The 21179-nt window shown below is 48.9% G+C and carries 21 protein-coding genes; 9 read left to right on the top strand and 12 right to left on the bottom strand.

Going from position 1 to position 21179, the window contains the following annotated elements; genetic code table 11:
- The first annotated feature begins 383 nt into the window (after window positions 1-383).
- The 4 genes from NATSA_RS07100 to NATSA_RS07115 all read left to right on the top strand — a co-directional run bounded on the left by NATSA_RS07100 (window position 384) and on the right by NATSA_RS07115 (window position 4944).
- Window positions 384-1196: a hypothetical protein gene (locus NATSA_RS07100; protein WP_210511319.1), complete on the top strand. Its 813-nt coding sequence runs from the start codon at window positions 384-386 to the stop codon at window positions 1194-1196.
- Window positions 1193-2764, top strand: a complete 1572-nt coding sequence (locus NATSA_RS07105) for a FlgD immunoglobulin-like domain containing protein (protein ID WP_210511320.1) — start codon at window positions 1193-1195, stop codon at window positions 2762-2764. The genes NATSA_RS07100 and NATSA_RS07105 overlap by 4 nt, the downstream gene beginning before the upstream one ends.
- A gap of 15 nt (window positions 2765-2779) precedes the next feature.
- Window positions 2780-3913 carry an OmpP1/FadL family transporter gene (locus tag NATSA_RS07110; RefSeq protein ID WP_210511321.1) on the top strand — a complete coding sequence of 378 codons (1134 nt, stop codon included), beginning with the start codon at window positions 2780-2782 and terminating at the stop codon, window positions 3911-3913.
- 65 nt (window positions 3914-3978) lie between these two features.
- Complete coding sequence (locus tag NATSA_RS07115; protein ID WP_210511322.1) at window positions 3979-4944, top strand: PorV/PorQ family protein; 966 nt, start codon at window positions 3979-3981, stop codon at window positions 4942-4944.
- 75 nt (window positions 4945-5019) lie between these two features.
- On the opposite strand, the gene pssA is transcribed toward NATSA_RS07115, so the two are convergent.
- The 7 genes from pssA to NATSA_RS07150 form a co-directional block, all read right to left on the bottom strand.
- Window positions 5020-5826: a CDP-diacylglycerol--serine O-phosphatidyltransferase gene (gene pssA / locus NATSA_RS07120; protein WP_210511323.1), complete on the bottom strand. Its 807-nt coding sequence runs from the start codon at window positions 5824-5826 to the stop codon at window positions 5020-5022.
- Window positions 5827-5894: 68 nt separating this feature from the next.
- The gene (locus tag NATSA_RS07125; protein WP_210511324.1) at window positions 5895-6539 is read right to left on the bottom strand and encodes a phosphatidylserine decarboxylase family protein; all 645 of its coding nucleotides are present in this window, start codon (window positions 6537-6539) and stop codon (window positions 5895-5897) included.
- Window positions 6540-6542: 3 nt separating this feature from the next.
- Window positions 6543-7895, bottom strand: a complete 1353-nt coding sequence (gene rseP, locus NATSA_RS07130; RefSeq protein ID WP_210511325.1) for an RIP metalloprotease RseP — start codon at window positions 7893-7895, stop codon at window positions 6543-6545.
- 22 nt (window positions 7896-7917) lie between these two features.
- Complete coding sequence (locus NATSA_RS07135) at window positions 7918-9069, bottom strand: 1-deoxy-D-xylulose-5-phosphate reductoisomerase (protein WP_210511326.1); 1152 nt, start codon at window positions 9067-9069, stop codon at window positions 7918-7920.
- An 80-nt stretch (window positions 9070-9149) separates the two neighbouring features.
- On the bottom strand, window positions 9150-9872 hold the full coding sequence (gene pgeF / locus NATSA_RS07140; RefSeq protein WP_210511327.1) for a peptidoglycan editing factor PgeF: 723 nt from the start codon (window positions 9870-9872) through the stop codon (window positions 9150-9152).
- Between the two features lies 1 nt (window position 9873).
- The gene (gene aroE / locus NATSA_RS07145; RefSeq protein WP_210511328.1) at window positions 9874-10731 is read right to left on the bottom strand and encodes a shikimate dehydrogenase; all 858 of its coding nucleotides are present in this window, start codon (window positions 10729-10731) and stop codon (window positions 9874-9876) included.
- A 73-nt stretch (window positions 10732-10804) separates the two neighbouring features.
- Complete coding sequence (locus NATSA_RS07150; RefSeq protein ID WP_210511329.1) at window positions 10805-11275, bottom strand: SRPBCC family protein; 471 nt, start codon at window positions 11273-11275, stop codon at window positions 10805-10807.
- Window positions 11276-11443: 168 nt separating this feature from the next.
- Between NATSA_RS07150 and NATSA_RS07155 the strand changes: the two genes are divergently transcribed.
- Window positions 11444-12844 (top strand): hypothetical protein, encoded by a 1401-nt coding sequence (locus NATSA_RS07155; protein ID WP_210511330.1) that lies wholly within the window; start codon window positions 11444-11446, stop codon window positions 12842-12844.
- A gap of 30 nt (window positions 12845-12874) precedes the next feature.
- Window positions 12875-15265 (top strand): efflux RND transporter permease subunit, encoded by a 2391-nt coding sequence (locus NATSA_RS07160; protein WP_210511331.1) that lies wholly within the window; start codon window positions 12875-12877, stop codon window positions 15263-15265.
- Here NATSA_RS07160 and tmk read toward each other — a convergent pair.
- From tmk to NATSA_RS07185, 5 genes are all read right to left on the bottom strand, one after another.
- The gene (tmk, locus tag NATSA_RS07165) at window positions 15183-15797 is read right to left on the bottom strand and encodes a dTMP kinase (protein ID WP_210511332.1); all 615 of its coding nucleotides are present in this window, start codon (window positions 15795-15797) and stop codon (window positions 15183-15185) included. The two genes, NATSA_RS07160 and tmk, sit on opposite strands and share 83 nt — an antisense overlap.
- A gap of 16 nt (window positions 15798-15813) precedes the next feature.
- Window positions 15814-16410: a PspC domain-containing protein gene (locus tag NATSA_RS15455; protein WP_246481731.1), complete on the bottom strand. Its 597-nt coding sequence runs from the start codon at window positions 16408-16410 to the stop codon at window positions 15814-15816.
- A gap of 150 nt (window positions 16411-16560) precedes the next feature.
- The gene (locus tag NATSA_RS07175; RefSeq protein ID WP_210511333.1) at window positions 16561-17133 is read right to left on the bottom strand and encodes a 5-formyltetrahydrofolate cyclo-ligase; all 573 of its coding nucleotides are present in this window, start codon (window positions 17131-17133) and stop codon (window positions 16561-16563) included.
- 13 nt (window positions 17134-17146) lie between these two features.
- Complete coding sequence (bshC, locus tag NATSA_RS07180) at window positions 17147-18763, bottom strand: bacillithiol biosynthesis cysteine-adding enzyme BshC (protein WP_210511334.1); 1617 nt, start codon at window positions 18761-18763, stop codon at window positions 17147-17149.
- 22 nt (window positions 18764-18785) lie between these two features.
- On the bottom strand, window positions 18786-19394 hold the full coding sequence (locus NATSA_RS07185) for a bifunctional nuclease family protein (RefSeq protein WP_246481732.1): 609 nt from the start codon (window positions 19392-19394) through the stop codon (window positions 18786-18788).
- 390 nt (window positions 19395-19784) lie between these two features.
- On the opposite strand from NATSA_RS07185, the gene NATSA_RS07190 reads away from it, so the two are divergent.
- From NATSA_RS07190 to NATSA_RS07200, 3 genes are read left to right on the top strand one after another with little or no spacing between them, the layout of a single operon-like run.
- Window positions 19785-20171: an NADH-quinone oxidoreductase subunit A gene (locus NATSA_RS07190; RefSeq protein ID WP_210511335.1), complete on the top strand. Its 387-nt coding sequence runs from the start codon at window positions 19785-19787 to the stop codon at window positions 20169-20171.
- 13 nt (window positions 20172-20184) lie between these two features.
- Window positions 20185-20667, top strand: coding sequence for an NADH-quinone oxidoreductase subunit B (locus NATSA_RS07195; protein ID WP_210511336.1), 483 nt, complete (start codon window positions 20185-20187; stop codon window positions 20665-20667).
- A gap of 2 nt (window positions 20668-20669) precedes the next feature.
- A complete protein-coding gene (locus tag NATSA_RS07200; protein ID WP_210511337.1) occupies window positions 20670-21173 on the top strand; it encodes an NADH-quinone oxidoreductase subunit C in 504 nt (167 codons plus the stop codon).
- Window positions 21174-21179: the final 6 nt, after the last annotated feature.

The following is a 21179-nucleotide window of genomic DNA, read 5'->3' on the forward strand; positions in this document are numbered from 1 at the left end:
TAAAGTGTACTGCACATACCGGTATCAATCCGCTCTCAGCAGACTGACCACCACCAGTTATTTCCATGTACAGTTACACTTTTCATGAAAGTAAATTTACACAACTATCAAACCTGAAGCAAGACCTTGATTTTTAAACATTGCATTACAGGAGTATTTGTCCTGTCCGGCTCCGCGGAAAATACCGCCCGGATACAAAAAACAAGTCAAAACAATATTGACATTCGTCGAAACAACGGGTAATATTGAATAATAAACGGAAATGCAGCGCACCATTGAGTGCAGCTGCTGGCATCAAAACATAACAGACTGAATGGCATAACGTTACTACTTGTCACCTGCTTTTTATTTCACTATTGTCTTCACCTCTTTACTTAGCTGTTTTGAGACATCCGTTCCGTTTCCCCTTCCCTGCCGCACATCTGCTGTGCCTTGTTGCATTTATTATGATTCTGTCCGGTTGTGATGAAACTGACGGACCTGTAAATGTTCTCAGCGAACATCCCGTAATTTCTGAGGTTTCTGTGAGCCCCGACTCTGTCACCTTTGATGATGACGCAGAAATCACGGATACACTTGTCACCTTTCACATATCCGTCACATCAGACCTGCCGGAAGATTATCTGCTGGTTGCATCGCTGGCCGCAGCAAATGACCGTTCCGAGCTGGACTCGGACACCCTGACAGCACCCGATACTCCCCAGCAGTTTCAGGGCACGCTTTCCAGGCAAATGAGCACCAATAACTTTGAGAACCTCGTGATCTACGTCTATCCACTCGGGCCGGACAACAGAGCATACGACCGCAACGAAACTACCATTTCTGTCCGCGGGGTGGACACAGGCGAGCCGAGAGTGCTTGAAGTCGACCACCCTGAAACGGTAATTATTCCAATGCCCGGCGAAGAAGACAACCGCTTTTTCATATCTGCAAAAGTGGAGCATACCATTTCACCTGATAACATCGACCGGGTCCAGCTCGAACTCTATGACCAGAGCGACGACCGGATTTTTGCATCCACCATGAGTGACAGCAATCCTGATTTCGGGAATGAACCCGGTGACAGCATATATGTACAGAACTTCAGTATAAACTCCGGCAATAATCCCGACACGTATACCATCGAGGTGCACGCCATCGATATTGCGGGAACTGTCAGCGACACACTCAGCTCAACACTTACCATCGCCCGATGAGATTACTACCGGCATCCATATTTCTGATATTTTTCCTTGCGGTCTGCCTGTTTGCTGCGCCCCGGCCTTCTTTCGCTCAGATTGAACCCGGACAGATCTCCTCCCCTTACAACTCCATTTCACAAAACTCCATATCCAATATGGGTGCCTATGGTGATACGGTTTGGACGGGTCCAAGAATGTACTACAATGTGGCAAATGATATGGACTGGCTGAAACCTGAGGGCGTAGACTCGGTGACTGACGGGCGCGGGCGCCTTTTTTCCATAGCACTTGCACAAGACAGTGTTATTGCCGGAATCGGATACACGGATACCCAGGGTGGCGAATCCGTTCAGGCACAGATGGGTTTCTACATTACCAGTGACGGCGGCTTGTCCTGGGAGCTTGTTGATACATCCCGGACGCTTGACCACCCGGATGACAACACCATCCGCTACGGCGGACAGGACCTTGAGATTGTACCTGTCATTGTACCCCAGCAATCCCCTCCCTATGTCGTTGATTTCCGGGGCGATGTTGCCTTTTTTGCCGGATGGGCCTCCGGAATCCGCAGAAGCACCGACTTTGGCCAGACCTGGGAACGCATCGTGCTTCCGCCATTTGAGCTGGACCGTCTCGATCCGGAAGAAACATATGACTTTGTCATCGATCCCAGAGGTGACGGTCAGTCAAATAATTATCTCAATTTTCTTGGATTTTCGGTACTCATAGCAGAGGACGGACATGTTTACGCCGGAACCGCCGGAGGTATCAACATCTCCGACAATGCCCTTGACGCGCCGGCCGACAGCATTCGCTGGAGGCACATCCGGGCTAGCCGGGATCCTGACGGCCTTCTCGGAAACTGGGTGACGGCGATTCGGGAAAACTCTTATGACAACGCTGTCTGGATGACCAACTGGTCAGCCATAACCGGCGAGGACACCGAGGGAATCGTAGCGACAAGGGATGCCGGTGAAACGTTTGAACAGCATCTTGCCGGTGAACGGATATATGATATTGGATTTCGCGATGAAGCCATTTTTGCTGCAGGATCCAACGGCCTGTTTATCAGCAGAGACAACGGCCGCAACTGGCAGCAGACAAGCCGCATCCGCAGTCCGAACACATCAATGAAACCCGGAACGACGTACTACGCCGTGGCAAATGCTTCGGATCGCATCTGGATCGGCTCAAGCGACGGACTGGCATCGACAACCGATGACGGAGAGACCTGGGAAATTACAAGGGTGAATTTTCCGCTTGATGGCGAAAATCAGCACCAGGATGACGCACCTGATGTGGATACCTATGCATATCCCAACCCGTTTTCACCGCGGAATCATGATCTGGTGCGCATCAAATTTGAAACGGATTCCGACGCACCGGTCACCATACGACTGTATGATTTTTCCATGAACCTTATACGGGTTCTGGACGAAAACAAACAACTCGGCCCCGGAACATATGAAGCGGTTTGGGATGGCACCGATGAGCAGGGCCGCAAAGTTGCAAACGGAACGATATTTTATGAAATCGAAACCGGAAACGGCAGCAAAACAGGAAAAATCCTGGTACTCGAATGAATCTTGTTAGATTGAATGAACTCTCTTGAATCCATAACACCTGAAAGAAAATGCCGGACCGGCTCTGCGAATCCGCCCCTGTACCGGAGCGGCATACATAAAGCTCACCGCACATTGTTTGTCACGATGGTAGCTGCCTTGATAATCATGGTTTTTTCTGTTGATGTTCATGCTCAGAGCGGTGGTTTCAGCGGTGCGTTTACGAGGATGGGATTTGGTGCAAGGGGCATGGCAATGGGCAATGCCATCGGGTCCGTATCCCAGGACGGCGTTTACGCTCACTACAACCCTGCACTTTCTGCCGATATCACGAATAATCAGTTTGATCTGGGCACGGCGCTGATGTCGTTCGACCGCTCGCTTCATTCCGTGAACGCAACATTCCCGCTGCCCCCCAATGCCGGACTCAGCTTCGGATTGCTCAACGCCAATGTCTATGACATTGACGGCCGGACCAGCAGCGGATACCACACGGATTATCTGTCCACCCACGAGTTTCAGTTTTTTGCAGCATTTGGCATCAGCATCAACCCGCGAATCCGCCTTGGCGCTTCGGTCAAACTTCAGCTGGCCAGTTTCCATGAAGAGATCAGCAATTCCACTGGCGCCGGGTTTGATATCGGCATGATCCTGAGTCCCACCGACTCCTGGAGAATTGGATTCGCTGCCCAGGATCTTGTCTCCGAATACTCATGGAACACATCAGACCTGTATGGCGGACAGGACGGTCGCAGCAAATCAGATCCGTTTCCTAACCGCTTCCGGCTGTCCACATCCTACAGATTTGCGGAAACCGGACTGACTCTCAGCTCTGAATATGAAATCCAGCGGCAAAGCTCCGAATATCAGCGCTTGCAGGTCGCATCAGGCGTGCTGCCACCGCGCAACTCCCGCCAGACCGATAACATTACTACCAGCAGCCATCAAATCCGCTTCGGAGCATCCTGGGATGCCCATGAGCGAATTACCCTGAGAGGAGGCTGGGAGGTTCTGGACCTGGACTTCCTTGAGGAGACCCATAAAGTAAGCGCCGGATTCTCTGTGCATCTTCCGTATGATGCGCTGAGCCCTTCCATTGATTATGCTTTTGTAAGAGAACCGATGGGAATTGCTGGAATGCATGTTTTAAATTTGAGATTATCTCTGTAACAGAAACTGTAACGGATGCCACAGGCAACTGCGTGAAACAAAGAAATTCTGACTCCCTGAATAAGATGACAAAAAGAATCCTGACGGCGGCATTACTCTTACTGATAACTACTCCGGTACTGCATGCGGGAGGCGGGCAGACTACCGGAATGCAGTTCCTCCTGACAGGCCCTTCAGCCCATAATATGGGAATTTCCGAAGGAAATACGGCTTCTTTGTCCGGGGCATCCTCCATATTCCTGAACCCGTCCATGCTGGCACTGGAAAAACAGAGCAGTGCAACCATTTCATATATGATATGGCCCGCAACGGACACACAGAACAGTTTTGCAGGACTTGCTTACCGCAGGGATAACGACGCCTTCGGTGTCGCATTCATGTCATCGCTGATCGATGATGTTGCGTTCCGGCAAAATCCGACCCAAAACCCTGACGGGACTTTTTCAGTCAGATATTTTTCTGTTGCTACCTCCTATGCCCGCAATATCGGTCCGCTATCTCTGGGATTGACCGGCATGTATCTGCACGAACAGTATTTTCAGCAAGACGCAGGCGGATACGGGCTCAATGCCGGGGTTGGCATGAACATCTTTGACGAGCGCGTCAGGCTTGGTGCATCGCTTAGAAACCTGGGATCCATGGATGAGCTTTCCGAGACGGCTACGGAGCTGCCGACCATGCTGAGTTTTGGCGCGGACATCCGGTTTCTTCAGTTTTCCACGACAGCTGCCGATGATGAAATTCCGCTATTGGTATCATTCATAGGTGATTTCAATCTTCCGTTGAATGAATTCGAGCCTGAAGATGGCTCCATCAGTCCTCAAAAAGACGGTTATTTCAACCTGGGAATGGAGCTCAGGGTTTCAGATTTAATTGATCTGAGGGGCGGGTATCGCACCGGTGAGACAGAACGCCGGTTCAGCCTGGGAGCCGGATTACTGATAAGTGAGTTCTATTTTAATTATGCCTTCATGCCTTATGAAACCGGGTTCGGAACCGCTCACGCCATAAGCCTGCAGTACAACTTCTGATCTTCTCCGTAAGCAGGGCGGCAGAATAGCTAATGGCATAATTGCCTGATTGCCGGCTGATCCCGTCTGGCAGCCTCAGCCCTGAACCGGCTCCTCGTGAATCTCCTTCCAGAAACGGATCAGGGCCATGACGACCCCCTTGAAAATGAAAATGGAAAAAACCAGTATCAGTCCGTATTCCTGAAGCATGATAACAGCAATGAAATAGAATATAAACAGATAAACCCTTCCTCTGTGCTTGCGCAGATGGCCTTTTTTGAACTTGGGGATTTTGTCAAAGGGAACCGTGCTTACCATCAGCAGAGAGAGCAACAGAATAACCGGAATAATGACACTGTTGATTCCGTACTTGAACCCTTCAAACAATGCACCGCTGTCCTGAAAAATGAGAAACAGAGCGACAAGCATCATGGCCATTGCCGGAATCGGCAGCCCCTTGAAATAGTCCGGATCTTCAATACGGGCATCCACGTTAAACCGCGCCAGCCGCATCGATCCGCAGATAACGGGTAACGCAGACACGATGATTCCTATGATCATCAATTCATTGAGAGAATGGCTGTAGAACAGAAATCCCGGAGCCACACCGAAAGAAACCATATCACTCAGAGAATCCAGCTCAATACCAAACTCTGATGTTGCATTGGCAAGCCTTGCCATGAAACCATCCATCATATCAAAGACGGCAGCCAGTACAATCAGCCAGGCACCAAACTCAATCTTGCCCTCATAAATCTGTACGATAGCAACAAAACCGCAGAACAGGTTCATCAGGGTAAAAAAACTCGGAACAACAGCCCTCGGAATGGGTTTGCGGAACTTCTGACGCAAGTGGTCATTTCTCAGTTGCCTGCGCAATTTTCTTTTTTCAGGATTCATCATCTCCCGTATTCCAGGTTTCAGCAATAGTTACAGCGGTGAAACCGCAGTGCGGCTTTCCGGGTCAAAGATCATAAACGGCCCAGGATGGTCTCTCCGCCCCTCGTGCGGTCTCCTTCACTTACCAGGACTTCCATGTCGTCAGGCACAAGTATATCCATCCGGGAGCCAAATTTCATGATGCCGAACCGGTCACCGGCACTGACTTCATCCCCTTCCTTCGTATGAAATACGATGCGGCGGGCTACGAAACCGGTGATCTGGCGATAAAAAATCGGCACGCCGCTCGGATGTCTGATGCCGAATTCGGCACGCTCATTCAGTTCCGAAGCCTTGGGGTGCCAGGCAACCAGATACTTTCCCGGATGATAGGAAACATGTTCGACCTTTCCGGAAACAGGATAGCGGTTTACATGGACATCGCCCAGTGAAAGAAAAATGGTTATCTGCCGGGCACTTCTCCCCAGATAGGTGTCCTCTCTGACATCATCAACAGAAATCACTTTTCCGTCTGCCGGTGCCAGAACAAAGTCGCCTTCCGGGATGCTGCGCTCAGGATCGCGGAAGAAGAACAGCGTAAAACCGCTCAGGCCGACGCCTGCCAGATAAAGGAGGATAGAAAACGCATTGTTCAGTATCCAGCCTATGGCAATAATTATCAGTGAAAGGAACAGTACGGCAACAATAACGGGAACACCATCCTTTGCAAATCTCATATGTCAGTTAACTACGTGTCTGAGGATATCATTGAATGTGACAAAGATCATAAGACTGATCAACAAAATAAAGCCGATTTGCTGAAGTGCCATTCGCACTTTCATTGATGGTTCCCTTCGTGTTACCGCTTCGTATATAAGAAACATTAGATGCCCTCCGTCCAGCATCGGAATAGGCAGGATATTCATCAGGGCAAGGGTGATGCTCAGAAAAGCCGTGAAATTCCAGAAGCCCAGTGCACCCCCGCGTTCGGTCACTTCGGCCGTCACGGATGCAATGGCTACCGGTCCGCCGAGGTTTTCCCGTACGGATATGGTGCCGGTCAGCAGCTGGCGAAAACCGTTTATAATGCCGAAGAGCGTGTCATGGGCCTGATTAACCCCCTCTCTGATAGAACCGAAGACCCCAAAGCTGATGGTTTCGTATCCGAAGTACTGATGAGGATCCACAATTGCGATGCCGATTACCCTTCTTTCCGGTTCGGGACTGATGGTCTTTTCGAGGGTGTCGGAGTTTCGTCTCACGGTAAAGAGCATCTCTTCCCCGCCGGCCTGTATTTTCTCAACCATTTGTGCCCAGTATCCTATTTCCTCACCGTCAATGGCAATAATCTCATCGCCTTCCTGCAAACCGGCTTTTTCAGCCGGGGTGTCCTCGGCTACAGCCCCCACTTTGCTGGGCAGGGCATTTTGAAGTTCCAGAAACTCCGGATTCCTGGCCAGGTAATCCAGAAAGTCTGCCGGCGGTTCAATGGTGATCATTTCACCGTCGCGCTCAACAGTGAATGACAGCGATCTGCTGGTAATATCGCTCATGGAAAAAAACTGTCCGCGCCGGACATATTCAATTTCCTTGTCATTCACAGCTACAAGGCGATCACCCGTCTCAAAGCCTACATCGGCGGCAGTCGATGTATCCGGAATATACATTCCCTGGATGTTTTCAGCGGGAATCTGATTGACCCCGTGAGAAAATGTGATAACGGCAAAAATCGCATAGGCAAGCAGCATGTTGAATATCACACCGGCTGTGATGACAATCATGCGCTGCCAGACAGGTTTGCTTCTGTATTCGTAATCCTTGGGTTCGGAGGCCTCAAAACTGTCATCCATGCTCTCATCAACCATTCCGGATATTTTTACATATCCCCCCAGGGGCAGAGCGGAGATACAGTAATCGGTATCTCCCTTTTTGACTCCGACAAGGCGTGGCGGAAAACCGATGGAAAAACGCTCAACTCTCATTCCGAAAAGTTTAGCGGCAAGAAAATGACCCAGTTCGTGAACCAGCACCAGAATAAAGATAGCTGCTACAAAAATGAGTACGGTCTGTAGGATGCTGAAGATTACTTCCATGTATATATCGTCGCGTTTTTTTTCAAATATCCCGGGCAACTGCCCTTGTCTGCTGATCGACCTCTTCCAGAGACTCTACTGATAACGTTTCACCTGGTGATATATGAGAAAGGCTCTCAGCTACAATCCGGGAGATCTGAATATAAGAAATTTCTTCATTCAGAAATCGTTCTACTGCAATCTCATTTGCAGCATTAAGAATTGCCGGGGCATGGCCTCCGGTCCGGATGGCCTGCAAGGCAAGATCATAACAGGGAAAACGGCGGGTATCAACCGGTTCGAAAGTCAGCTGCTGATGCTCGGCCCAGTTTATATGCCGGGATGGCAGCGGCCAGCGATCCGGATAGCTCAGAGCATATTGAATAGGAAGCCGCATATCCGGCAAACCAAGCTGCGCTTTCATGGACCCGTCATTGAACAGCACCATGGAGTGAACTATGCTTTGCGGATGTATGACAGCCTCAATTTTTTCTAACGGAAGGCCAAATAACCAATGAGCCTCAATAACCTCCAGTCCCTTATTCATCATCGTCGCAGAGTCGATGGTAATTTTCGCTCCCATGTCCCAGTTGGGATGTTTCAGCGCATCCCGAACACCTGCGTTCTTTAAGTTATCGATGGACCAGGTGCGAAATGGCCCGCCGCTGGCGGTGATGATCAGTTTTTCCAGGGTATCTGTGTCTTCCCCAACCAAACATTGCAGTATGGCACTGTGCTCGGAGTCAATCGGAATGAGCCTGTCATAATGTCCGTTCAGATAGGGTGCGAGCAACGCCCCACCAACAACGAGGGATTCCTTATTGGCAAGTGCTACTTTTTTTCCCGCAGCCAGGGCCGAAACAGTGGGGCGAAACCCGGAAAAACCAACCAGGCTGTTGATAACCGAATCAGGTTCATCACTGCTCACAAGTTCTTCAATGATACCGGCACCACCGCTGAGAATCTCGGTTTCATTATGCAATAGCGAGGACTGCAGCTCACCAAGCTTCTGATCATCTTTCAGAAAGGCATAAGCTGGTTTGAATTCGTTGATTTGTTCAGCCAGCAGCTTCCAGTTAGTGTTTGCAGTAAGTGCAAACACTTCCAGCTTGTCCGGTTGAGACCTGACAATGTCCAGTGTCTGGGTTCCGATGGAACCGGTTGAGCCAAGTATAATCAGTTTTTTAGAATTCACTGGCGTATCTGAATCTGTTGATAATGTTCATGGGTGCAATCGCAATAACAATCCCATTGTTTTCCGGAAAATAATCTTGATTATGTAAGAACAATGACTCCAAGCATTCGTCCGCTGGCTGTGCCGTCTCTTCGGTAAGAGTGTAATGATTCGGCCGTCCGGTAAGTACAACGTTCGTCGCACTTGACGGCTTCTTCGGACATTCCGCTGACAAGCAGTTCATGTTTCAGAAAACCCTGCAAATCCACATGAGGCTTTGGGAAGGACCGGTCAACGAAACGGGCGGGAAACTGTGAGGCTACCTCATCCCCGACTTCAAACATATCCTTGCTGATGCATGGACTTACATAGGCTTCCATCACATCCGGTTCCGCTCCAAACGTCATCATTTTGTTTACTGCTTTGGAGATGATACCTGCAGATGCCCCTCTCCAGCCTGCATGTACGGCGGCAATAACCCGGTGCACTCTGTCTGCCAGCAATACTGCCGCGCAGTCGGCCACCAGAACTCCGACGGCAAGATCAGGTTTGTCAGTTACCAGTCCATCCGTTTTTTCATATATGTCCGGTTCTTCCGTATACACTATGTTAGTGCCATGCACCTGCTTGCCCATACTCAGCTTAAGCGGGTGATGTCCAAGATATTCTGAAGATGTAACTCTGTTTGCCTCGAGAGCCTGGATGGCATCCGATCCGGTTTCCACATTGGTCACTGAGCGCAGCCGATACCCGTCTTTTTCGGCATTTTTATCAATAAATGCGGCCAGTACCTCCCTGTGCTGCGTCCAAAAGTGTGTCATCATTTCACGAATTCAAATCGGATATAATAATACTTCTCGCCATTTCAAGCGGCATGGGTTTGTCGAACCAGAGTTCAAACGACCTTGCAGCCTGATAGATAAACATATCCAGACCTCCTATCGTTTTGGCTTCATGCTTTCGCGCCTCTTTAAGAAAACGGGTCTCCAGCGGATTGTATATGATGTCGTAGCATATTTTCCCCTTCAATAGCGGAATCAGATCCTCCGGCACAGGCAACCCGTCCACCTTCGGATACATGCCGACGGGTGTGGTATTGACAATGATATCCGAATCCTTAACAGCGTTTTTGATTACAGAGTAATCAATGATATCGACCTGTCCGGGCAATTTGGATAATCCCGACCCCGCCCTTCTGCTGGCAACATATATTTTTTTGAAACCGGATTTCCGAAGGGCGTAAACCACCGCCCTGCAGGCACCCCCCGCACCCAGTACAACGGCACATTCAAGATCGGTTATGCCCTCAAGCGGTTTTTGAAAACCATAGGCATCGGTATTGAAACCAGAGGGTCTGACTCCTGCGTGACCAGAAGGAACAACGGTATTTACAGCACCAATTTCCTGCGAGGTTTCATCGGTTTCATTCAGATAACCGATGATATCCTGCTTAAGCGGAATGGTGATATTTGCACCTCTGAAAGCAGGTAGTGAAAAAAGCTCGGGCAGGAGTGTGTTTTTTTCCGGCGGACAGTCAATGGCATGGTATGATACCGGCAATGCATGGTATTTTAAAGCAGCATTGTGAATTGCCGGAGAACGGCTGTGCGCAACGGGATGTCCCAATACGGCAGCAAAGGGCTTCTCTCTTACGTTTGATGACAGAAACTCGGTAATATCCATTTGTTTGAGATCCGGATCAGGAGTCAAAAAAAAAGGGGCTTGAAGCCCCTTTTTATAAATTTTCAAACCTGAATCAGGCAGTGACCTCTTCTTTTCCGGACTCTACCTCTTCCTCATCCTTAAAGTTGCCGCTTTCGGCAAGATTTTTGAATTTTTCAAGATCACCCATCAGCTGATCGGGCAGTTCTTCAATAAACTTCGCCATATCAGTGGAAGGTTCACCAAAGAACGTCCGGTAATCCAGACTGAAATCAACCCTGGTACGGGAACCGTTATTCAAGGGGGTAAACCGGATGGTTCCGGTTTGATTCAGGTTCCCATTGATGGTGATCCAGGCAAAGCGGGTGTTTCGCAGATCATCAATGATGTTGGTGGTCCAACGGAATTCTTCTCCGCCAATTTCAGTTACGTATTCGAAAGTTTGCGAATTAATTTTGTTCACCTCTTTCAAAGACGAAATGAACTTCGGAAAATCTGTCGGAGAACTCATTAATTCGTAAACTTTTGCGAGGGGCAGGTCAACTTCGATTCTTTGATGCGCCATAATGTACTTTTATGCTTCGTAAAGTTGAGTGTTTGTGTGATTTGTGGCTGGTATCACCATTACGATATATGCATGACCTTCCAGACAAGAGGAATAGGAAATGCACAATAATTCAAAATTAAGCATTTTTTTTCATTTCAGCAATTGAAAAATAATTTAAAAGTCCTCATGTTTGGTAATTTTGCTGCTGAAAAAGCGTTTTCTGCCGTCCGGACAACGTTGTTCACTGCCGCTTTCTGTGCTGCCCTGACCCTCCAGCTTCATGCGGCCGATAGACCTCAGTGGACCGGCACCTTTCAGCATCTGTCCGGTTTCACGATGCACCCTCCGCATTCGTATCATCCGGCTGTTCAAAGACTGAGTCTGGAGCTGGATCAGCGCCTGCCGGACGGTCGCTTCCACACCAGCGCCAATATCCGGAATTATTTCACTGCCAGCCCGGACTCTCTCGATATATACATCCCCGAACTCTGGATAGAATTCTGGCTTTCCCGGGGGGATCTCCGGGTCGGCCGGCAAGATCTGCGCAGAGGACTGACTCCCGCCAACTCGTTATTTGAGTTTTTACGGCCCAGGGATCTGCGGAACTTTGTCATTGAACCCGACAATGCAACAGTCCGCGGCAACATTGCATTATCATACAGACATTATACCGGAAACAGCGTATTTGAACTTGTTTTCTCACCTGTCATCACCCCGGTTCGACTGCCGCATCCCGAAGACAGGTGGTTTATTCCCGTCCCCACTCCGGCCGGACTCCCGCTGCGCATATCCGATTTTCCATCCGGTGATAACAGACCGGACAGGCAACTGACGGAACTCCAGACCGGACTGATATGGGAGTACGATCTGTCTGCTTCGCTTGAAATTCAGCTTTCTGCATTTCACTGGGTGCCTCCCATGCCGTCTTACCAAAAAAAATTGTCAATTGATCCGGCAGATCCTTTTGCTTCACCTGCAATTACCTTGAAACCCTCTTTCAAACCCACTCTGATTCTGGGCGGCGGAACTTCTTACCGCGCCGGATCCGGAATTACCTTGACAGCAGAAGCACTCTGGTTTCAAGATGAACAGTTCGACCGGGTTCCCGGTATCATTCTGGAGTTTGACCCTGCATCCACAAGTCTCGGAGAACTGGCACGCATAACCCGTTTGATCGATGAAGAAGAGGATGGTTTTTTGTCTGCTGAGCAATCCTACCGGTTACTGACCGAGATCCGTTATGAGCGGTCCACTTTACTTGCCGGTGTCCAGTGGTTTATGGAGGGAATTCGCTCGCCTCACCCTGATATTGTCCGGAAAGAACGCTTTCACAGATTTTCTGGTTTCGTTGCCCGGGACTTGTTCCGGGAACGGTTGAGCAACCGGATGCAGACAACATATCATCCGGCAGGCAATGATTTCTGGATCAGTTCGGAACATATATATGACATTTCTGATCAGGTTAACCTTGGCTTGGGAACGCATATTTTCGGCGGTTCCGATCCTGGTCCGGGCTATGGTCATTTGTCTTTCGGCTCATACAGAACAAACTCTCTCGTTTACGGCACACTGAAATTCTACTGGTAACTGCGCATATCGAAACAGAAAGGCCAAACATTGATTCGGAAAAATCATATTGATCTGATAATCGGACAGATACTCGCCAGACCGCGGACCTATCTGGCCCTTGTAGCTGGTCTTGCGTTTTTTGCCTTTCTGCCCGCATTGAACGTCGAGGCCGACTTCGACCTGGAAGGGTTTTACCCGGACGATGCGGAAACCATTGTTGAGTTTCAGCGCATATCCGATGAGTTCGGTCGGGACGACACCTCCATTATTGTCGCTTTCCGGCATGACTCCCTGTTTACAAATGAGCACTTGTATCGCATCAAACGGCTTTCTGAAGATCTTGAAATGCTCCCCTACACGAAAGAAGTACGGAGTTTGTGGAATATCCGGGAGTTTGTCCGGTCTGATGACGGATCATTGAGTACTGATAAATACCTTTCTGATGATGATTTGGATAAGGTGCAAACTGGCGAAAACGCAACCGGCAGGATTCTTGATGATATCCGCAGCAGAATGCTGAACGATCCGTTCGTATACGGCACATTCCTGGGCTCGGATGGTACCGCAACAGCTATCTATATCAATCTCGACGAGCAGGAAAATACCTTTTCAAACAGGCGGGAACTCATATCCCGTCTGGAGGACAAACTTGAATCCTACAGGCAGCATTATGACATCAATGTAACCGGGCTCCCCTATTTCCGGACGCAGTACGTGGAAACCCTGAACAGGGAGATTCTGCTCTATGTTTCTGTGGCTTCACTGCTTATCATTATTATTTTGTGGCTTCTGTTCAGAACGGTCATCGGCGTGCTGCTCCCCATTTCCATTGTATGGGTTACCATACTCTTTGTAGTTGCTGTTCTGGTGATGACCGGCGGACACTTTGAGATCATGAGCAGCACCATTGCACCGATCCTGTTATGTGTGGGAGTCGCGGATTCCATTCACATGCTTTCAAAATATCAGGACTTGCGGCTTGACAACAAAAGTAAAAAACGCTCACTGGAAGAGACGATTCTCGTACTGGGTTCAGCGACGCTGCTGACCAGTATTACCACCGCAATCGGTTTCATGACATTGATGACGAGTGATGTCATGCCGATGCGGCGTTTCGGCCTCTACACAGCATTGGGGGTGCTGATTGCATTTGCGGTAACCATATTTGTGCTGCCTTCCGTATTGCAACTGATAAAAACAAGGATGCCCGTAGAAGATAAAAGCAAGGTGTTTTTCCGGAAAATCGGCTCTCTGCTTTCCTCCACCCACAGAACCGCCCGGAATCATTACAGGATCGTAGTGAGTATCACACTGCTGGTAACCGCACTGTTTTCCATCGGAATTACGCAGCTGAAAACCAACAGCAGGGTTTTTGATGATATTGGTGAAAGCTCTCATCTGATTCAGCAAAGCCGGTTTCTTGATGAACACATAGCCCCCCAGTTTCCTCTGGAAATCATCATTGATACCGGAAAGGAGGATGGCGCTTATGACCCGGACCTGCTGCGACGCATAGAACAGCTTCACAATATGCTCGGCGAATACGATGAAATCAGTCAGAGCATTTCTTTTGCCACACTGATAAAACGAGTCGATCAGGTAATGAGGGACCATCAGGAAGACACGGTGCCCGATTCCCGTCAGCTTGTTGCCCAATACGATTTGCTTCTGGACCTGACGGGGGCATCCGGCCCGTCACGAATGAATGACTTTGAGAACCGGCAAACACGCGTAATAGCAAGGGCTTATGACGTCGGCTCCTATCGCATCAATCAGATGCGTGACGACCTGAAGCCCCGGCTTGATGCCCTTTTCCCGGAGTCATCCGTCACGCTTACCGGATCAACCATCTTGTCAGCCGACCTGACCGGAAACATTGTTTCGGCCCTCACCTGGAGTATCGGACTTGCTTTTCTGTTCATTTCCGTAATTATGGCACTGCTTTTCAGAAATGCCAAACTCGTGATTATCTCTCTGTTGCCCAACCTGATACCACTAATCATTACCGCCGGATTCATGGGTTTTGCAGGTATCGACATCCGGCCGTCAACAGCTGTCATTTTCACAATAGCTTTCGGCATAGCTGTAGACGACAGTATACACTATCTGGCGCGCTTCAGGATGGAAACTCTGCGAGGGTCTGATCTGCGTCAGGCTGTAAAGAACACTACCATCCACACCGGCAGGGCTATTATACTGACCAGTATTATACTTCTTGCAGGATTCGGTGTACTGGGCACAAGTTCGTTCGAGTCCAACATGCTGATGGGATTGCTGACATGCCTTACCATTCTCACGGCACTTCTGGCGGACCTGCTCTTTCTTCCTGCCCTGATTTACTGGATGAATCCGGACATTACAGCCGGTCAAGCTTCGGCCTTAAATGGGAAACAATCTGTTCCGTCAGAATTTCAACGGGCTGAGTTGAGTCAAGTGTGATGATTCTCTCCTTTTCCGCTGCCAGTTGATCAAATCCTTTACTGACACGCTCAAAAAATTTCTCTCCGGACCGTTCAAGGCGGTCTTCACTGCCTTCCCTGGCCCGTCGGCGCTGAGCTTCTTCCGGCGGCAGCCTCAGATAGAAAGTAATATCCGGCTCAAGTTGCTGCGTCGCCAAATCATTCAGCTGATCAATCTGCCACACAGGTATGACCTCCCGTCCATAGCCCTGGTAAGCTGTAGTTGAGTCAAAAAAACGATCCACTATGACTATAGTTCCTTCTGCAAGAGCCGGCCGGATGCGGGTTGCAACCAGTTGTGCCCTGGCCGCAGAAAACAGAAGTGACTCGGCTATCGGATGAATATCTTCATCACTGTTCAGCAAAATTTCGCGAATCTGCTCAGAAAGAACCGTTCCGCCGGGTTCCCTGAACACCTGAACATCATATCCCTTTTCCTCCAGGTATTGACAAAGATTCCGGATATTGGTTGACTTTCCGCTGCCGTCAATCCCTTCAAAACTTATTAGCATTCCGATTAGATAAAAATTATGATACCAGACCTCTGACAGGTCTTTTGGGCAGGATTACTGCCAGGGCAATATAAATAACTAAACTGAAACCGTAACTAAAAAATGCCAGCACAAACAGAGCCCGGACAATGGTCGGATCCCAGCCGAAACGTTCAGCAATACCGCCGCACACACCAAAGATCATTTTTTCCTGACGTGACCGATACCATTTTTGGTTGTACTGATAGGCAAAGGAGTCGCCGGAATCTGATTCCGAAGTGTTCGGAGCCGCGCTTTTTTTCTCTTTTTGCGACACTTTCCGCCGTCTGCGGAAACTACTCAACAGGCCAAGACCAATCAGAATTACCAGTATGGTTCCCGCTGCCGGCATGACTCTCAAAATATGAGTTATGTCCGGGCCGTACGGAAAATAAAACTGCTGCATAACGAAAACGGCGGCAGCAATCAGAAAGACGATACCTGCCGCTCTGGCAAACCCCGATCCCTTATTCTTAATCTTTTCTCCTTTTTCAAATTCGTACTCGGACTTCAGCCGCTCGTATTCCTCATCAGTGATCCGGAGGTCCGGATCGAGATCGTTTTTCAAATGTGTGCCGGTCTTGTTTCTTTCCATAACAATTTCAATTTCATTTTGAACATGATTTATGGTGCTCCGGATGCCCGGGTTGACACACCATTCACGAGTCACTGCTGCAAACCATAACAGCTGTTCATTTCATACGCAGGCGCCGGAAAAAAGTTACCGCATCTGGATCGACTGCCCTTATCTCTTAATGCAGTCTGCCACAATATTCTCGGTAGCCAGGGCTTTAACAGCCACGTCTCCCTGTTCCGTTGGGATATGTTCCAGCACAAATATCTCCGGTACCGGCATGATGGTTCGTGTTTCCGGAATTTCCGATAAAAACCGGTCATAATACCCTCTTCCATAGCCAATTCTGTTGCCTGTCCGGTCAGCAGCCAGCCCCGGAACCAAAACCAGATCAATCTCACTGACGCCCACCGGATTGTCATTAGCGGGTTCCAGAATCCCCCAGTTGCCACTTGTCAGATCCTCCGGGTCCCGGACGACATGGTGCTCCATGACCCCTGGGATCTTCGTCACTTTAGGCATGACAAGTGTTTTTCCGGCTCCGACTATCTCCTTCAGAATCTTGAAGGTGGGCACTTCGCCCTTGGATATGGTCCCTGAAAAACAGTGAATAACACGCGCTTCAAGGTACCAAGACGATCTGAGTATCTGTTCAGATATCAGCCGTCCCAGCGTTTCCAGCTGCAGGGCACCCATTGAAGTTCGCTGCTGCAACAATTTTTTTCTGAGTGCATCCTTGTCCATTGCCTGGCCTGTCTTATAAATCCACCCGAAAATGCTGGCTGAAAAGCCCCTGATGATTTTCCAGTGACGTCAGCAAGTCATCCCAGACATTCACACCGAATTTGTTCATAAAATATATGAATGATATCTCCCGCTCCTGCAAATGACCATCCGGGAAAAGTGCATTTCTCGATTTTTTAATCCGGTTAATTTGCACCTCTTCCTTCTGCCGGACCTGATTGACCATTTTTTTTCTGAGTTTATCAATAGCCTTGTGGTACTCTTTTGTAATGGCCTGTGCGTGTTTGTTCAATCCGGGATCAGATATTCCGGTTTCCTTTATTTTTGACTCGCTTAATAGAGAGATTTTCTTTTTCCATTCTTCAAATCGCTGGTCCAGTTCGGGATCACTGTGCCGGCGCAGGTATTCCTGCTCCAGGTCTTCGGGCCGCTTCGCAAAATCAGAAAATTCAAAGGGTAGTTCCTTGAGAAATCTTTGAACCGGAGGCTCTGCTATTGTAGCCGTCATCCTGGACGCAATGAAGGGCATTGACTTTCCGAAGAGATCATAAAGCGGCCTCATCTGAGCGTAATATGCTATCTCTGCGGGGCCGGCTACGTAAGCGGCATTGGGAAGCAATTTATCCTGTAATATCGGCCGTAAAAAAACATTGGGTGAGAATCTGCCGGGATCGCTATCCAGCTTGTCCAGAAGCTCTCCGGTGCTGAAACTTTCACCGGTCTGCATCGTCCATGAACCGTTTTGATGAGCGAGGCGCATACGTCCGTGCTGGTCATCATGCCAGAACAGCAGGCTGTCCGAAATCTGTGCCTGTTGATGATACAATCCGGACAAACGATCCGACTGCTTCCTGAGTGCAGACTCAATATCCGCAGTTTTATTAATCGCCGTGCGAAAGCAATCTGCCGCAGCTTTTTTGGCATCAGGAAAATTACTGCCTGCAAAAATCAGACCGTGTTTTGACAGCAGGCGTGCCAGGAGTTCCCCAAATGCATGGCGGAGTGTTCTGCCCCGGAAATAACTCTCATCCAGAAGTTCTGTTACTTCCCCGTGGAAATCAGTTTCCGGCAGTTTTGAATACACATCACGGCGAAATGACTCAAAATCCTCTCCAATGGGTATCATTCCGGCAGCATGCCGTTCACAAGTCTTGCATGGTAGATGAAACCGCTCCGTCCCATTGTTTCCGGCCAGTGAAACGGTGGCAATCTCGTCATAATCATGATCTTCATCAGCCAGCCAGAATACGGGAACGACCCTTTTGTTTGTGTCTCGTGTTAATTTCCCGGCGAGGTTGATAATTGTCAGCGCCTTGTATATAACGTAAAGAGGCCCCCCGAAAAGGCTGACCTGCTGCCCCGTTGTAATCGTAACTGTTTCCGGATCGGAAAGTGATGTGAGATGTTCTTTTGCTTCGTCAGCAAGAGTAAAACCGGAATTGAATTCGGTAATAATCCGGGCCATTTCGTCTCTGTCACCCTCAAACCGATAGGATGAGACGGCCTTTTGCAGGTCATCATAATGATGCGGGAATTCATAAAATGGGGTCAGATCGTCACCCCCATTCACAAAATCACGGAAAAGACGGGAATACGGGAGTTTGCCGTAATCCACTTTTTCAATATTCAAAATCGCACTCGTTTAAAGTTAGTTAACTCTTGAGTCGGTTCAACTCATCCCTGATCTTGGCGGCTTTTTCGTAGTCCTCCTCGGCTATTGCCGTTGTAAGGTTTTTTTCCAGCATCTTGATGCGGCTCTCTTTGCTGGATGCCGGCGGGGACTCTTCCTCAGCAGGAGATTCCGTGCCCCTCTCCTCGGAAAATCCGGATTCTTCGTGCTCTTCTGCCTGGGGGTCGGATTCAATTCCCGCTTCATCAATAATGTGGTCTGATACAAATATGGGAGCATTGAAACGTATCGCAAGGGCTATGGCGTCGCTTGGGCGTGAATCCTGCGTCAGTGTTTCACCATTATTGTCGTAGACCACCTGGGCATAGAATGTTCCCTCCTTGAGGTCATTGATATAGATTTCTTTGACAAATGTGTTGAAGCTCTGAATGATATTGCGCATGAGATCATGCGTCATGGGTCTTGGCGGCTTGATGTTTTCAAGCTCAAGTGCTATGGCCTGGGCTTCAAATGTGCCTATAATGATCGGCAGACGACGTTTGCCGTCAGTTTCATTGAGAATCAACGCATATGCGCCACCGCTGCTTGGACTTGTCGAAAGTCCCAGTATGTCCATTTGAATCTTGCTCAAAACTTGTCACTTTTTTGGGTGAATACCTTTCAGCCTGGTTTGTCTGCATAAACCGGCAATGCCGGGTCAACGCGCAAACAATCTGCTAATATCTAACTGCAAGGTAACCATTTTTTATACTTCTATAAACACATCACCAGCTTCTCTCATTCATCCCCGTTCAACAGAAATGGCATGGCACCGCTGCCCGGCCATAATTAAAACGGAAAATCACAACTGAATACACCTGACTGAATAAATTGCCGGCACAATATGTTATCGGCTGGTTTATTGCCTTTTACATGCAATAAAGGAAATAAGAATGGATTACCTGTTTTGATTGACATTAGCGCATAACGGAAGTAATTTTAGTGCCGAATTGATGCCCTGTCACCTTTTCAATACCAAGTGATGCTTGAACAATACATTCCTGTTTTACTGCTTATTGCCCTGGCTGTGGTCCTGGCTCTTGCATTTATAATCCTCTCCCGGCTCCTGGGTCCGACCCGGCCGTCCGATAACAAACTCGGAGCCTATGAAAGCGGAATGGACCCGATAGGACAGGCACGGGACCGGTATTCCGTAAGTTTTTACATCATTGCAATGGAATTTATTGTTTTTGACCTTGAAGTGATCTTCATCTATCCCTGGGCTGTCCGGTATCAGGAATTCGGGCCAGGAACGTTTTGGGCAATGATGTTATTTATTTTCATACTGTTTCTCGGACTGATATACACTCTGAAAAAAGGTTCTTTTGATTGGGATACCGATCCTTCCATAGCCAGAAAACCCGGGTAAAACCGCTATAATTATGAGTTTTGATCGTGTAATGGGTGAAGGTTTCTTCACCACAACAGTAGATGCATTAACCAAATGGGGACGCTCAAATGCTGTCTGGCCCATGCCGATGGGACTGGCATGCTGTGCTATCGAAATGATGGCCTTTGCCGGCCCGAAATATGACGCCGCCCGTTTCGGCTCTGAAGTTCTTCGCTTTTCACCGCGTCAGAGTGACGTGATGATCGTAGCCGGATGGTGCACCTACAAAATGTCCCATGCCATCAGACGTATCTGGGACCAGATGCCCGACCCGAAATGGTGCATCGCCATGGGCGCCTGCGCCTCAACCGGAGGTATGCACCGCTGCTATGGCGTGGTTCAGGGAGTCGATAACTTCCTGCCCGTCGATGTATACATATCGGGTTGCCCGCCGCGTCCGGAGTCTCTTCTCAATGCCCTGATGAGAATTCAGGACAAGATTAAAGAGGAGCAAACCATCAAGCTTGACAGTTAACCATGAATTCAGAAACAACCGAAAAACTCCTTCAGAAACTAAGGGAATTTCTGGGTGATGACCTGGTCCGATTGTATTACGACTACAAATATCCGGTCATAACCCTGAAGCGCGACCGGCTGACCGAAACCTGCCGGTTCATGAAGGATGAACTTCATTTCATCTATCTCAACGATGTTTTCGGAACCGACAGGTTTACCTCAGAAGACCGGTTTGAAGTATTCTACCATCTTATTTCACTGAGGGATCATCAGCGATTTTTCCTGAAAGTGCTGGTTGATGAAAACAACCCCGTACTACCTTCGGTATGCGACTTATGGAAAAGCGCAAACTGGAACGAGCGTGAAGTTTACGATATGTACGGAATCCACTTTGAGGGACATCCCGACCTGCGGCGCATATTCCTTCCGGAAGACTTCAAATACTATCCGCTGCGCAAGGAGTTTCCTCTGCTTGGCGTACCCGGTTCTCTGGAATTGCCCAATACTACACCCGACCACGACTGAAGCAAC

Source organism: Natronogracilivirga saccharolytica (genome assembly GCF_017921895.1).
In the GTDB taxonomy this organism is placed as follows: domain Bacteria; phylum Bacteroidota; class Rhodothermia; order Balneolales; family Natronogracilivirgulaceae; genus Natronogracilivirga; species Natronogracilivirga saccharolytica.